This window comes from Streptacidiphilus neutrinimicus (assembly GCF_000787815.1).
GTDB classification, from domain to species: domain Bacteria; phylum Actinomycetota; class Actinomycetes; order Streptomycetales; family Streptomycetaceae; genus Streptacidiphilus; species Streptacidiphilus neutrinimicus.
Window position 1 is genome coordinate 43,547 of record NZ_BBPO01000013.1, and the last position, 12,984, is coordinate 56,530.

The 12,984-nt window shown below is 73.7% G+C and carries 12 protein-coding genes; 3 read left to right on the top strand and 9 right to left on the bottom strand.

What is annotated here, in order from left to right; genetic code table 11:
• Nucleotides 1–4: 4 nt before the first annotated feature.
• Together TR48_RS11325 and serB are read right to left on the bottom strand one after the other, a co-directional pair.
• On the bottom strand, nt 5–706 hold the full coding sequence (locus TR48_RS11325) for a hypothetical protein (RefSeq protein WP_042365931.1): 702 nt from the start codon (nt 704–706) through the stop codon (nt 5–7).
• A gap of 35 nt (nt 707–741) precedes the next feature.
• On the bottom strand, nt 742–2,010 hold the full coding sequence (gene serB / locus TR48_RS11330; protein ID WP_042365932.1) for a phosphoserine phosphatase SerB: 1,269 nt from the start codon (nt 2,008–2,010) through the stop codon (nt 742–744).
• Nucleotides 2,011–2,223: 213 nt separating this feature from the next.
• Here serB and yaaA point away from each other — a divergent pair, with 213 nt between their 5' ends.
• Entirely contained in the window at nt 2,224–3,018 is a 795-nt protein-coding gene (gene yaaA, locus TR48_RS11335) for a peroxide stress protein YaaA (protein WP_042365933.1), read from the top strand.
• Nucleotides 3,019–3,106: 88 nt separating this feature from the next.
• Here the strand turns inward: yaaA and TR48_RS11340 are convergent, their stop codons facing one another.
• From TR48_RS11340 to TR48_RS11350, 3 genes are read right to left on the bottom strand one after another with little or no spacing between them, the layout of a single operon-like run.
• Entirely contained in the window at nt 3,107–4,300 is a 1,194-nt protein-coding gene (locus tag TR48_RS11340; RefSeq protein ID WP_042365934.1) for a bifunctional RNase H/acid phosphatase, read from the bottom strand.
• A gap of 46 nt (nt 4,301–4,346) precedes the next feature.
• On the bottom strand, nt 4,347–5,090 hold the full coding sequence (locus TR48_RS11345; RefSeq protein ID WP_084729241.1) for a zinc ribbon domain-containing protein: 744 nt from the start codon (nt 5,088–5,090) through the stop codon (nt 4,347–4,349).
• A 10-nt stretch (nt 5,091–5,100) separates the two neighbouring features.
• Nucleotides 5,101–5,946 (bottom strand): Nif3-like dinuclear metal center hexameric protein, encoded by an 846-nt coding sequence (locus tag TR48_RS11350; protein ID WP_042365936.1) that lies wholly within the window; start codon nt 5,944–5,946, stop codon nt 5,101–5,103.
• A gap of 330 nt (nt 5,947–6,276) precedes the next feature.
• On the opposite strand from TR48_RS11350, the gene TR48_RS38790 reads away from it, so the two are divergent.
• Nucleotides 6,277–8,274, top strand: a complete 1,998-nt coding sequence (locus tag TR48_RS38790) for an alpha/beta hydrolase family protein (RefSeq protein WP_052442579.1) — start codon at nt 6,277–6,279, stop codon at nt 8,272–8,274.
• An 89-nt stretch (nt 8,275–8,363) separates the two neighbouring features.
• Entirely contained in the window at nt 8,364–8,498 is a 135-nt protein-coding gene (locus TR48_RS46295) for a hypothetical protein (RefSeq protein ID WP_268873572.1), read from the top strand.
• Nucleotides 8,499–8,539: 41 nt separating this feature from the next.
• Here the strand turns inward: TR48_RS46295 and TR48_RS11360 are convergent, their stop codons facing one another.
• From TR48_RS11360 to TR48_RS11375, 4 genes are all read right to left on the bottom strand, one after another.
• Complete coding sequence (locus tag TR48_RS11360) at nt 8,540–9,481, bottom strand: 3-oxoacyl-ACP reductase (RefSeq protein ID WP_042365937.1); 942 nt, start codon at nt 9,479–9,481, stop codon at nt 8,540–8,542.
• A complete protein-coding gene (locus TR48_RS11365; protein ID WP_042365938.1) occupies nt 9,478–10,572 on the bottom strand; it encodes a Zn-dependent alcohol dehydrogenase in 1,095 nt (364 codons plus the stop codon). The genes TR48_RS11360 and TR48_RS11365 overlap by 4 nt, the downstream gene beginning before the upstream one ends.
• 64 nt (nt 10,573–10,636) lie before the next feature.
• Complete coding sequence (gene chsH3, locus TR48_RS11370) at nt 10,637–11,503, bottom strand: enoyl-CoA hydratase ChsH3 (protein ID WP_042365939.1); 867 nt, start codon at nt 11,501–11,503, stop codon at nt 10,637–10,639.
• 260 nt (nt 11,504–11,763) lie between these two features.
• On the bottom strand, nt 11,764–12,957 hold the full coding sequence (locus tag TR48_RS11375; RefSeq protein ID WP_042365940.1) for a lipid-transfer protein: 1,194 nt from the start codon (nt 12,955–12,957) through the stop codon (nt 11,764–11,766).
• Nucleotides 12,958–12,984: the final 27 nt, after the last annotated feature.

Sequence of the window (12,984 nt, forward strand, 5' to 3'; positions counted from 1 at the left end):
CGACTCACCGACGTTCGGGGAGGCCGCTGAGCATGGCCTTGAAGCGCTCCGAGAGTCGCCGCTTCGAGGCGCGGCGCTCGGCGCGCGCCCGCTTGGCGCCGCCCTCGCGGTAGAAGCGGCGGAACCACGGCGAGCCCGGGTAGCCGAGCCGCAGCGCGCCCCACAGCGCCAGGAAGGGGAACAGCACGCCGGCGACGCCCAGGAAGTACCGCCCCTTGAGGACGGAGACCACCGACAGGGCGCAGTTGATCAGGATGAAGGTGACGAACAACCAGGTCCCCTCCCCCGGCTGCCGCGAGAAGGGATTGGAGACCAGCAGCCCGATCCCCCCGAGGGCCGCGACGCCGACGACGGTGTCGACGGACTTGCGGCCCTCGTCCGCCCAGTAGACGTCGGACAGGTGCAGCCACAGCGCGTACTCGTCCAGCGTGAGTGCCGCGCCGACGCCGAACGCGGCCGCCACGCAGTCACGGAACAGGCCGTGCGGCACGGCGAGGAAGACCACCACCCCGGAGACCAGCAGCAGGAAGATGCCCGGCACGAGATGGTGGACGTGGACCTCCCCCACCGCGACGTTCCCGAAGGGCCCGCGGCCGGAGCGGATCAGGCGCACGATCAGACGGGTGAGCGTGAAGGTGAGCACGAAGGCCACCAGCATGAAGAGCAGGGCGGTGCGTCCGGTTCCGAAATGCAGGGGCAGTTGCATCCCTCGATGGTGGCCGGACGCCCCGGCCGGGTCGGCTACGGCGCGCCGACCTCGGTGTCCTCGTCGAACCCGGCCTCCTCGGCGTTCTCCACGACCTCCTCGACCTCCTCGACCTCCTCGCGCGAGATGCCGAGCAGGTAGAGCACGGTGTCCAGGAACGGGACGTTCACCGCGGTGTGCGCGGCCTCGCGGACCACCGGCTTGGCGTTGAACGCGACGCCGAGCCCGGCCGTGTTCAGCATGTCCAGGTCGTTGGCGCCGTCGCCGATCGCCACGGTCTGCTCCAGCGGCACGTCCGCCTCGGCGGCGAAGCGGCGCAGCATGGCGGCCTTGCCGGCCCGGTCCACGATGTCGCCGACGACGCGGCCGGTGAAGCGGCCGTCCTCCACCTCGAGGGTGTTCGCGGCGGCGAAGTCCAGCCCGAGCCGCTCCGCCAGGTCGTCGGTGACCTGGGTGAAGCCGCCGGACACGATGCCGACCTGGTAGCCGAGGCGCTTGAGCGTCCGGATCAGCGTGCGCGCGCCCGGCGTCAGCCGGACCTCGGAGCGGACCTTGTCCACCACGTTCGCGTCCAGGCCCGCGAGCAGGGCGACGCGGGCCCGCAGCGACTCGGCGAAGTCCAGCTCGCCGCGCATCGCGGCAGCGGTGACCTCGGCGACCTTCTCCTCGCAGCCGGCGTGGGCGGCGAAGAGCTCGATCACCTCGTCCTGGATCAGCGTCGAGTCCACGTCCATGACGACCAGCCGCTTGGCCTTGCGCTGCAGCCCCGACGCCACGACGGCCACGTCCACGCGCTGTGCGGCCGCCTCCGGCGCGAGCGCCGCCCGCAGCACCTCCGTCGGCACGCCGGACACGGCGAGCTCGACGGCGGTCACCGGGTACTTCGCAAGGCGGAAGACGCGGTCGATGTTGCCGCCGGTCTCGGTGATGTGCGTGCTGAGCGCGGCGATGGCGCTCGCGGGGAGGGGGTTGCCGAGGATGGTGACGTGGGAGCGCCCCTCGCCGCGGGGGCGGTTGTCGCCGCGGCCGGAGATCACTTCGGCGTCGAGGTGACTGCTCTCGGCCCACTGGTGGACCTGGGCCCGCAGCTCGCCGTCGTTGGGCGGTGCGGTCACGAGCGCGCAGAGGACTATCCGCCCCCGGGTCACGACCTGCTCGAAGTCGACGACGTCGACGTCGTACTCGGCGAGCGTGGCGAACAGCCCCGAGGTGAGGCCGGGGCGGTCCTTGCCGAAGACCTTGACGAGAAGGGTCGGCTTGTCCGGATCGAGGCTGGCTGCGGTGGCGGCAGTCTTAGCGTTCATGGTGCCTCCAAGGCTACCGAGTACGGCTCGCCGCCCGAACGCCCGTCCCGCCACCCGGACAGGCGCCTGCACCGTTCCTCGATGCGCCCTCCAGCGGCGCGCGGCGCCGCTGAGGTGCGGCTCCGCGCGAGCGCCGATGAGGCGGCCGGACGGGCCCCCGGAGCCAGGCCCTAGAGTTGTCGGCGGGAAGACCGTGTCTGGAGGAGTCGCTCAGTGCTGGTGCTGTTGCCGCCGTCGGAGGGCAAGGCCGCGACCGGGGAGGGAGCGCCGCTCGATCTCGGGTCGCTCGTGCTGCCCGGTCTGACCGGGGCGCGGGAGGCCGTGCTGGACGCGCTGGTCGCACTCTGCCGGGGGGACGAGGGGACCGCGCTGGAGGTGCTCGGGATCAGCGAGGGCCTGCGCGGCGAGCTGGCGCGCAACGCGGACCTCCGCACCGCGGCCGCGCTGCCCGCGGGCGGGCTGTACACGGGCGTGCTCTACGACAACCTCGGCCTGGCCGACCTCGCGCCGCAGGCGCGTGCCCGCGCCGAGGAGAGCGTGGTGGTGTTCTCGGGCCTGTGGGGCGTCGTGCGGATCACCGACCGGATCCCGCCGTACCGCTGCTCCGGCGGGACCAAGCTGCCGCCGCTCGGCGGCCTCGGCGCGCACTGGCGCAGGCCGATGGCCGCCGCGATGCCGGAGCTCGCCGGGGAGGGCCTCGTGCTGGACCTGCGGTCCTCCGCGTACGCGGCGCTGTGGAAGCCGACCGGGGAGGTCGCGGCGCGCACCGCGACGGTCCGGGTGCTGCACGAGCGGGTCGTGGGCGGGGTGACCAAGCGCTCCGTCGTCAGCCACTTCAACAAGGCGACCAAGGGCCGCCTGCTGCGGCAGCTGCTGGAGTCGGGCGCGGCGCCGGCCTCGCCCGCGGAGCTGGCGGAGGCGCTGCGAGACGCGAAGTTCACGGTGGAGGCGCAGCCGCCCACGGGCGGGAAGCCGTGGGCGCTGGACGTGGTCGTCGCCGAGCTCTGACCGTCGCCGTCGCCCGGGGTGACCGAGGTGTGCGCGTGGTCCGCGTCGACGTCGACGGTGATGAAGTTGTCGGTGGTCGGCTCGCTGGTCAGCGCAGATGTGAGGTGTCGTTGAAAAGCCTGAGCGACGCGTTCCCGTCGGCGTAGAAGGCCACGGCGGAGACGGCCGCCGCGCTGAGCTCCATCCGGTACAGCGCCTCCGTCGGAGCGCCGAGGGCGAGCCGGACGAGGGTCTTGATCGGCGTCACGTGCGAGACGACCAGGACGGTGCGCCCGGCGTAGCGGGCCAGCAGGCGATCCCGGGCCGCGGCCACCCGGCGGCCGACGGCGACGAAGCTCTCCCCGTCCGGCGGAGCCGTCCTGGGCGAGGCCAACCAGGCGTTCAGGGCCTCGGGCTGACGCTCCTTCACCTCGGCGAAGGTGAGCCCCTCGAAGGAGCCGAAGTCGGCCTCGCGCAGGGCCTCCTCGACCCGGACTTCCAGGCCCAGCGCGTCGGCGACCGCCTGCGCGGTCTCCCGGCAGCGCCGCAGCGGCGAGCTGACGATCGCCTCGATCGTCCCGCGCGCGGCGAAGGACGCGGCGGCGCGCTCGGCCTGCCAGCGACCGCGCTCGGAGAGCGCGGGGTCGCCGCCGCCGCTGCCGGAGAATCGCTTCTCCGGCGTCAGCGCGGTCTCGCCGTGGCGCAGCAGCACGAGGGTGGTGGGCTTGCCCATGTCCGCGGGCGCGGCCCAGCCCACCGGGGCGGTGGCCTTCGGCTCGGCGCCCTGATCGGCGGTCGGCTCGGCGGACGCCCCGGAGACGGGTGCGGCGGTGACCGGGGACGCCTGCGGCGGCGGCTTGGGCTCCCAGGCCCGGCCCGCCTGGCCCGCGTCCATCGCCTCGTTGGCGAGCCGGTCCGCGTGCTTGTTCTCCTTGCGCGGCACCCAGCGGTACTGGACCCGCCCGGCCGGGAAGGCCGTACGGGCCTCGGCCGCGAGCGGCTTCATGTCCGGGTGCTTGACCTGCCAGCGGCCGGACATCTGCTCGACCACGAGCTTGGAGTCCATCCGCACCTCGACCGTGGCCGAGGGGTCGATCGCGGCCGCCGCGCGCAGGCCCGCGATCAGGCCGCGGTACTCCGCCACGTTGTTGGTGACGCGGCCGAGGTACTCGGCCGCCTCGGCCAGCACCTCGCCGGTGTCGCCGTCGCGCACGACCGCGCCGTAGCCGGCCGGGCCCGGGTTGCCCCGCGACCCGCCGTCGGCCTCGACGACGAACCGGCGAGCCTGCCCGCCTTCGGTCACGGCATCATCGCCGTTCGTGCTCAGCTTCGGCTCCCCAACTGCGCGCTCACAGACCCGACTCCGAGGTGCGGACGAGGATGCGCCCGCAGTTCTCGCAGCGCACGACCTCGTCCGCGGCGGCGGCGCGCACGGCGCCGAGGTCGGTGATGGAGAGCTCCACCCGGCAGCCCTCGCAGCGGCGCTGGAAGAGACGCGCCGCGCCGATGCCGGCGTTCTGGGTGCGCAGGCGGATGTAGAGCTTCATCAGGTCGGCCGGGATGGCCTCGGCCAGGATCTCGCGGTCGCGGGTGATCTTCTCGACCTCGGCGTCGATCGAGCCGTAGGAGGTGTCCCGGCGCTCCTCGGCCTCCTTGACGGAGCGCTCGGCCTCGTCGCGGCGGGCCGTCATCTCGCTGACGCGGGTCTGCCCCGACTCGACGCGCTCCATGATCTCCAGGACCACGTCCTCCAGGTCGCTCTGGCGCTTGGCCAGCGAGCCGACCTCGTGCTGGAGGTTGGTGAGGTCCTTGGCGGAGCCGACGGAGCCGGAGTCGAGCAGCTTCTGGTTGCGCGCGGCACGCTGGCGCACCTGGTCGACGTCCTGCTCGGCCTTGGTGAGCTCACGCTGGGTGTCGCTCAGCTGGGTCTCGGCGGCCACGGTGAGCGAGCGCAGCTGGGCGAGGTCGGTGGAGCGCTGCTCGATCTCGGCGTGCTCGGGCAGCGTGCGCCGGCGGTGGGCGAGCTGGTCGAGGCGGGAGTCGAGTGCCTGCAGGTCCAGCAGGCGGATCTGGTCGGCGGGCGCGGCGTTCAGTTGGAGCTCCTCAGGCAGTGGTCGGTGCGAAAGACATGGGGGCGTGCGCGGTCCAGGGGTCGGTGACGTGGGTGGACACCCGCGTCTCGAGACCCCAGCCGTGCTTTTCGGAGACCGCCAGCAGCGCGCTCTCCGCGCTGCGCAGCCAGGGCCACTCGGTGGCCCAGTGGGCGGCGTCGACCAGGGCGATGTCCGCGTGCTCGCGGGCCTCGGAGGCCGGGTGGTGGCGCAGGTCGGCGGTGACGTAGGCGTCGACGCCGGCCGCGCGGACCTCCGCGAAGAAGCTGTCGCCGGAGCCGCCGCAGACCGCGACCCGGCGCACGAGGCGGTCCGGGTCCCCGGCCGCGCGCACACCCTGGGCGGTGGCGGGCAGTCCGGCCGCGACGCGGGCCGCGAAGGCACTGAGCGGCTCCGGGGCGGGCAGCTCGCCGATCCGGCCGGTGCCGCGGCGTCCCGCCGGGTCGGTCGGGTCCGGGATCAACGGGCCGGTGACGCGCAGGCCGACCGCCTCGGCGAGGGCGTCGGAGACGCCCGGGTCGGCGTGGTCGGCGTTGGTGTGCGCGACGATCAGGCCGACGCCCTGGCGGACCAGCGTGTGCACGACCCTGCCCTTGAAGGTGTCGGCCGCGACGGTGGTGGTGCCGCGCAGGTAGAGCGGGTGGTGCGTGACCACGAGCTGCGCGCCGAAGGCGACGGCCTCGTCGACGACGGCCTGCACCGGATCGACGGCGAACAGGACCCGGGCGACCTCGTCCTCCGGGTCGCCGCAGACCAGGCCGACCGCGTCCCAGGACTCGGCCCAGGCCGGCGGGTACAGCTCGTCGAGGGCTCGGCGGACGTCGGAGAGTTTCGGCACGTGTCCGAGGGTATCGCGGCGCGGTGGCCGCGTCGGACAGCGCGCAAGGTTACGGGCCAGGAAGGAGCTCCACCCGTACGGGTGATGTATCCGCGATCCCGTGCGAGCGGCGCACGCCCGTCAGTAGCTTCGGTGGTGCGGACGGGCCCCACCGCGGAGGGCCCCGTCCAGGCCCCGAACCAAGGCGAGCCCGAACGACGCGAGCGGCTCTCGTGAGCTCTTCCGAACGCTGCGCACCTCTTTCTCTCCTGTTCTCTCCTCATCCTTCCCTTCCGTCATCCTTCCGTTCCGGCGACCGTGTCGTCCCGACCGAGCTGCGGTGGTGCACCCGTGACCGCGATCCCCCTCACCGTTCCTCCCCGCTCCAGCTCCGCCACCGGGCCGGGGGCGTCGGTCTCCGCCGCGCTGCGGCGCGTCAGCTTCACGTTCGCCGCCGACGGCGCGCACGCGGCCTGCCTGGCGGCGGAGGCCGACGGGCGGTGGTTCGTGGAGAGCTGGCGGCTGGGCGGGGCCGCGGGCGAGGCCTGCGCGCCGCAGCCGCTGCGCCCGGGCGCGGGCGGGCTGCGCTCGGAGGACGTGCACGCGCAGCTGGTCGCGCTGACCGACGGGCGGGTGCTGATCTGCCGTCACGAGGACGCACGGCAGCAGCTGATCGTCCGCGGCACGGACGGGCAGGCGGACCTGTCGGCGGGCCGGCTCCCGCTGGCCGGTCTGCGGCTGCTGCCGCTGCCCGCGCCGGGGGCGGGCGGGCCGGTCGCGCTGGCCCTGGGCACGGACGGCCAGAGCTCCACCTCGGTGTGGCTGGTCAGCGCGGACGGCGTCTCCGCGCCGCAGCAGGTCGCCGAGCTGCCCGGCCTGTTCGGCGGCGGCGTCTGGCTGGACCGGGGCGGTCGGCTGCTCGCTCTGGACGGGCTGCAGCGCCTGGGCGACGGCACCGGCCGGGTCAAGACGATCGTGCTGGACCTCGTCTCCGGTGGGCTCTCGCCGCTGCTGGAGCTCACCGAGCACAGCAACGACCGGCTCGTCGCCTGCGATCCGGGCAGCGGCCTGATCCTGGTCCGCAGCGACGCGCCGGGCGAGGACCGGCTCGGTTGGGGTCGGCTCGGCTCGGCGGAGCCCCTGCACTTCCCCGAGTGCCTGCGCGGCGGCCGGCACTTCCTGCGCCCGGTCGCGATCGAGCCTGGGCGCAACCGGGTGGCGGTCCAGGCGGACTGGGGCGCCGGTTCGACGCTGGCCTTGTGGGAGCCGGGCGGCACCCGGCTCGAGCCGCTGCCGATCCCGCCCGGCCGCTTCGGCGGTGTGGCGCACTGGTCGGCGGCGGGCCTGCGGATGCCCTACTCGGCGCCGGACCACCCGGCCGCGATGGCCTCGATCGACGTCGACCTGCTGCTGAGCGGGGAGACGCGGCCGCTGCCGCAGCCGGAGAAGCCCCGGCTGGCGCCCGTCCAGGGCGGCAGCGCGGGTCTGGCCAGCGTGGTGCAGGTGATACCGCAGCCCGTGGAGACCGGCTGGCGGCTGGACGGCAGCACCCGGCGCAGCGACGGCCGCCCCTGGGAGAGCGCGCGGACGGTCACCCTGCCGGGAGCCGCGGGCCCGGTCGAGGGCGTCGTGTACGGCGGCGACGCGTGGCTCAGCGCCGAGCACCTGGTGATGGCGTTGCACGGCGGCCCCGCCGACGCCTGGCACCTGGAGTTCGAGCCGACCCTCCAGCGCCTGGCGGCCGAGGGCATGGCCGTCGTCGCCCCCAACCAGCGCGGCAGCACGGGCTACGGGGTCGAGCACGCGCAGGCCGTCCAGCACGCCTGGGGCGGTCCGGATCTGGAGGACGTGCTGGCGCTGCTGCAGAGCATCGGCGGCCAGCGCGAGTCGCTGGGCCTGGGCCGGGTGGCCCTGTTCGGCGTCAGCTACGGCGCGTTCCTCGCACTGCTGGCGGCCGGCACCGCCCCCGATCTGGTCACGCGGGTGGCGGCGGTCTCCCCGTTCCTCTCCGGTGCGCGCCTGGCCGCCGAGGCGGGCCCGGCGGTGCGGGGTCTCACGGAGCGGATGGGCGCGGCGACGGACCTGCCGGACGGCCCGCGGGACGTCCTGTTGCTGTGCCACCGCCTGACGGCGGAGGTCCTGGTCGTCCACGGCGATCGGGACGAGGTCGTGCCCGTCACCCAATCCCGGCTGCTGCGGCAGGAGTTGCTGCGGATCGGCCGGGTCGAGGGGGCCGACTTCCAGTACGTCGAGGCGGCCCGCGCGGGCCACGAGGTGCTCGCGGAGGAGGGTGCGCCTCTTCTGCAGGAGTTGTTGGCGAGCTTTTTGAGGAGCGTGCGAACGGTGTGAACGGGTGGGAGAGGTGTGCACGGGGCTACTAGGGTGGGTCACCAGCACGAATGCCGGAATACAGAACAAACACGGAGAAGACGACTCTCATGTCTGATGCCCTCACCGACATCACCACTGAGAACGCCGCGGAGGAGGACCCGCACGGCCGCCACCGCGGCCACCTCGCCGAGGAGGAGCCGCAGGAGGCGAACCCCCACGGCCGCCACCGCCGCGCCGAGTAGCACCCCTGGGGGCGCGGGGAACCGCGCCCCCGGGTGGCACCTCACCCGTGTTTGAGTCCCAGCACGGCCATGTTGGCGAAGCCGTCGCCCGGCTTGCGTCCCGCGTAGAACGGGGTCATCAGCTCGTCCAGCTCACCGGGCGTGAAGGCCTCCTTCGCCGTGTCGAACTTCGCCAGGACCGGCGGGGCGCCGAGGACGGCGACCATGCCGCCGTGGACGACGAAGCACTGGCCGTTCACCGAGGCCGCCGCCGGGGAGGCCAGGTAGGCGACCAGCGGGGAGACGTGCTCGGGGGCCAGCGGGTCGATGCCCGTCTCCGGCGCGCTCATGGAACCGACGAAGACGTCCTCCGTCATGCGCGTGCGCGCGCGGGGGCAGATGACGTTGGCGGTGACCCCGTAGCGCGCCAGCGCGTTCGCGCTGCTGGTGGTGAGGCCGACGATGCCGCCCTTGGCCGCCGCGTAGTTGGGCTGTCCCGCGGAGCCCGCGACGAACGCCTCCGACGAGGTGTTGACGATCCGCCCGTAGACCGGCGCTCCGGCCGCCTTGCTGCGCCCGCGCCAGTACGCGGCCGCCGCACGGGTCGTGGCGAAGTGGCCGCGCAGGTGGACGCGGATGACGGAGTCCCACTCCTCCTCCGTCATGGAGAAGACCATGCGGTCGCGCAGGATGCCGGCGTTGTTGACCAGGATGTCCAGCCGCCCGTAGGTCGCGACCGCCAGGTCGACCAACTCCTGCGCCGTGCCGATCTCGGCGACGTCGCCGTAGTGCGCGACGGCCCGGCCGCCGAGGGCGAGGATCTCGGCGACGGTCTCGTCGGCGGGCGCCGCGGACGCGCCGCCGCTGCCGTCACGGCCGGGCGCGCCGAAGTCGTTGACGACGACGTTCGCGCCGGCGCGGGCGAGTTCGAGGGCCTCGGCGCGGCCGAGCCCTCGGCCCGCGCCGGTGACGACGGCGGTGAGGCCGGCCAGGGAGGTGGTCACGCGTCCTGCCCGGTGTTGATGTCGATGACGGTCCGCAGTGCCTCGCCGGTGCGCATCTGCTCGATGGCGTCGTTGACGTGCTCCAGCGGGACGTGGTGAGTGACCATGCCCTCGAGGTCGAGGCGACCGGCCCGCCACAGCTCGATGACCTTGCGGTAGGTCGCGGGCACGTCCGCGCCGCCGTAGAGGGAGGGCAGGACGCGCTTCTCGTTGAAGAACAGCTCGAACATGTTGAACTGCGCGTTGTCGTCCATCGCGCCCGCGCCGACCACGACCAGCGCGCCGCCGCGCCGGACCGCGTCGTAGGCCGCGCGCACGGTCGCCGAGCGGCCGACGACCTCGAAGGCGTAGTCGAAGCCCTCGCCGCCGGTGATCCGGGCCTTGGCGTCGTTCAGCTCGTCGGGGTGGACGGCCTCGGTCGCGCCGAAGCGCAGCGCCCACGCGCGGCGCGCGGGGACGGGGTCGACGGCGAGGATCTGGGCCGCGCCGCAGACCTTCGCGCCCTGGATCGCGGCGATGCCGACGCCCCCGCAGCCGATCACGGCGACCGTCGAACCGGGCGGCACCTTGGCGGTGTTGACCGCGGCGCCCACGCCGGTGGTGACGCCGCACCCGATGAGGGCGGCGACCTCGTAGGGGACGTCGTCGGGGATCTTCACCGCGCAGCCGGCCGCGACGACGCTCTCCTCGGCGAAGGTGCCGGTGGCGGAGAAGCCGAAGACGTCCTCGCCGTCGTGCCGGTAGTTCGGCGTGCCCATGTGGGCGAAGGCGGCGAGGCACAGGTTGCCCTCGCCGCGCAGGCAGGAGGGGCAGGCGCCGCAGGGGGGCATCCAGCAGACGATGACCCGGTCCCCGACGGCCAGGCCGGTCACGCCCGCGCCGACCTCGACCACCTCGCCCGCGCCCTCGTGGCCGGGGACGAACGGGGCCGGCTGCGGCAGCACGCCGCTCATCGCGGACAGGTCGGAGTGGCAGAGGCTGGCGGCCCTCAGCCTGATCCGGACCTGGCCGGGCCCGGTCGCCGGGGTCTCGACGCCGTCGTGGACCTCCAGTTTCTCCTGGCCGGTCTCGTGCAGAACCGCTGCGCGCATCTTCTTCGCTCCTCGGTCGTGGCGGTGCGGAGGGAGAGTCGGGAAAGGGAGAGTCGGGAAGGGGTCAGGGCTGGTGGGTGACGACGGTGTCGGCGAGGACGGGCGCGTCGTCGCGCTCCACGCTGGTCGCAGCGACGAGCAGCCGGTCCGCGCCGTCGCGCCAGATCCGGACGCGCAGCGTCTCGCCGGGGAAGAAGATCCCGGCGAAGCGGGTGCGGTACTCGCGCACCCGGGAGGCGTCGCCGCCGAGCACGGCGTCCACGACGGCCTTGAGGGTGACGCCGTAGGAGCACAGGCCGTGCAGGATCGGCCGGTCGAAGCCGGCCAGCTTGGCGAAGTCGGGGTCGGCGTGGAGGGGGTTCCAGTCGCCGGAGAGGCGGTAGAGCAGCGCCTGGTCGTGGCGGACGGGGATCTCACGCACCACGTCCGGCTCGCGGTCCGGCAGTTCGATGCGGACGCTCTCGCCGCGCTCGCCGCCGAAGCCGCCCTCGCCGCGGACGAAGATCTCGGTGTCGCAGGTGTAGAGGGGGCCGTCGTCGTCGGCGGCCTCGCTGCGCATCACGAGAACGGCGGCCTTGCCCTTGTCGTGGACGGCGGCCAACGAGCTGGTCAGCCGGGCCCTGCCGGTGGCGGGCATCGGGCGGTGCAGTTCGATGCGCTGCCCGCCGTGCAGCACCTGGGCGAGGTTGATCTGCAGGCCCGGCAGGTTGAACGCGCCCGCCTTGGCCAGGCCGCCGCCCGCGACGGTGACGAAGCTGGGTAGCACCTGGAGGTCCTTCTCGTAGGTCCAGCGCAGCTCGTCGGGGTCGGTGGCCGGTTTCTGCGCGCCCGCGCCGATGCCCAGGTGGTAGAGGATCACGTCCTTGTGGTCCCACGCGAGTTCGGTGACGCGTGCGGGGGCGGCGAGGGCTTCGGCGGGGTTGATGGGCATGGAGGGCCTCTCTCGTCTTCCGGGGTCGCTCACACAGGATTCTCGGGCCTGGCCTCGGCACTGGTGGACCCCGACGCGGCCGTCCGCACCGTCGGCCGCGCCGGGGTCGCTTCGACGCGGGCGCCGACTGCTGCTGGTCCGGCCGGTCCCGCGGGCTGAGGGCTGAGCTAGAACAAGTTCTAGCGCAAAGCGCTTCAGTTGAGAACGCCCTGACACGGGTCAGTCAGTCAGAGCCGGACCGGACGCCCACCCGTCCGTGTTCACCTGCGCAGCACGGTCACCACCGCCGCCCCGCCCAGGCCGATGTTGTGGGCGAGACCCACCCGGGCGTTCGGCACCTGGCGGCCCTCCGCCTCGCCGCGCAGCTGCCAGACCAGCTCGGCACACTGGGCGAGGCCGGTGGCGCCCAGGGGGTGCCCCTTGGAGATCAGGCCGCCGGAGGGGTTGACCACCCAGCGTCCTCCGTAGGTGGTCGCGCCCTCGGCGACGAGCTTGCCGCCCGCGCCGTCCGGGCACATCCCGAGGGCCTCGTAGGTGAGCAGCTCGTTGACGGAGAAGCAGTCGTGCAGCTCGATGACGTCGACGTCCTCGATGCCGAGGCCGGACTGCTCGAACGCGGCCCGCCCGGCCTCGCGCGACATCGGCTTGCCGACGACGTCGATGCAGGAGCCGGAGGCGAAGCTCTCCTCGGTGTCCGTCGTCATCGCCTGGGCCACGATCTCCACCGCGCGGTCCCGCAGACCGTGCTCACGCACGAAGCGCTCGCTCGCCACGACGGCGGCCCCGGCCCCGTCGGAGGTGGGCGAGCACTGGAGCTTGGTCAGCGGCGCGTGGATGGTCCGCGCCGCCAGCACGTCCTGAAGCGTGTACTCGTCGCGGAACTGGGCGCGCGGATTGGCCGTCGAGTGCCGGTGGTTCTTCACCCCGACGAGGGCGAGCTGCTCGGCGGTGGTCCCGTGGCGCTCCATGTGCTCGCGGGCGGCGTTGCCGAAGATCTGCGCGGTCGGCGGACTGGCCTCGAAGCCGTGACGGGCGGCCATCACACCGTAGTGCCGCGCGACGGGACTGGCCGCGAAGCCGCCCGCACCGGCTCCCGCGCCGAGCGCGCCCTTGCTCATCTCCTCGAAACCGAGCGCGAGCACGCAGTCGTTGAGCCCGCCCGCGACGAACTGGCGCGCGACCATCAGCGCGGTCGAGCCGGTCGCGCAGTTGTTGTTGACGTTGTAGACCGGGACGCCGGTCAGGCCGATGGAGTAGACGGCGCGCTGCCCCGCGGTCGACTGCTGCTGGCAATAGCCGGCCACGGCCTGCTCGACCAGCCCGTAGCCGACGCCCGCGTCGGCCAGGGCGGCCTCGCCGGCCTCCTTGGCCATGTCCCAGTAGTGCCAGTCCCTCGTCTCGGGCTTCTCGAACCTCGTCATGCCGACGCCGACGAGGAACACCTTCTCGGTCATCTCTGCTCCGACTCTGCTGCTGCGGCT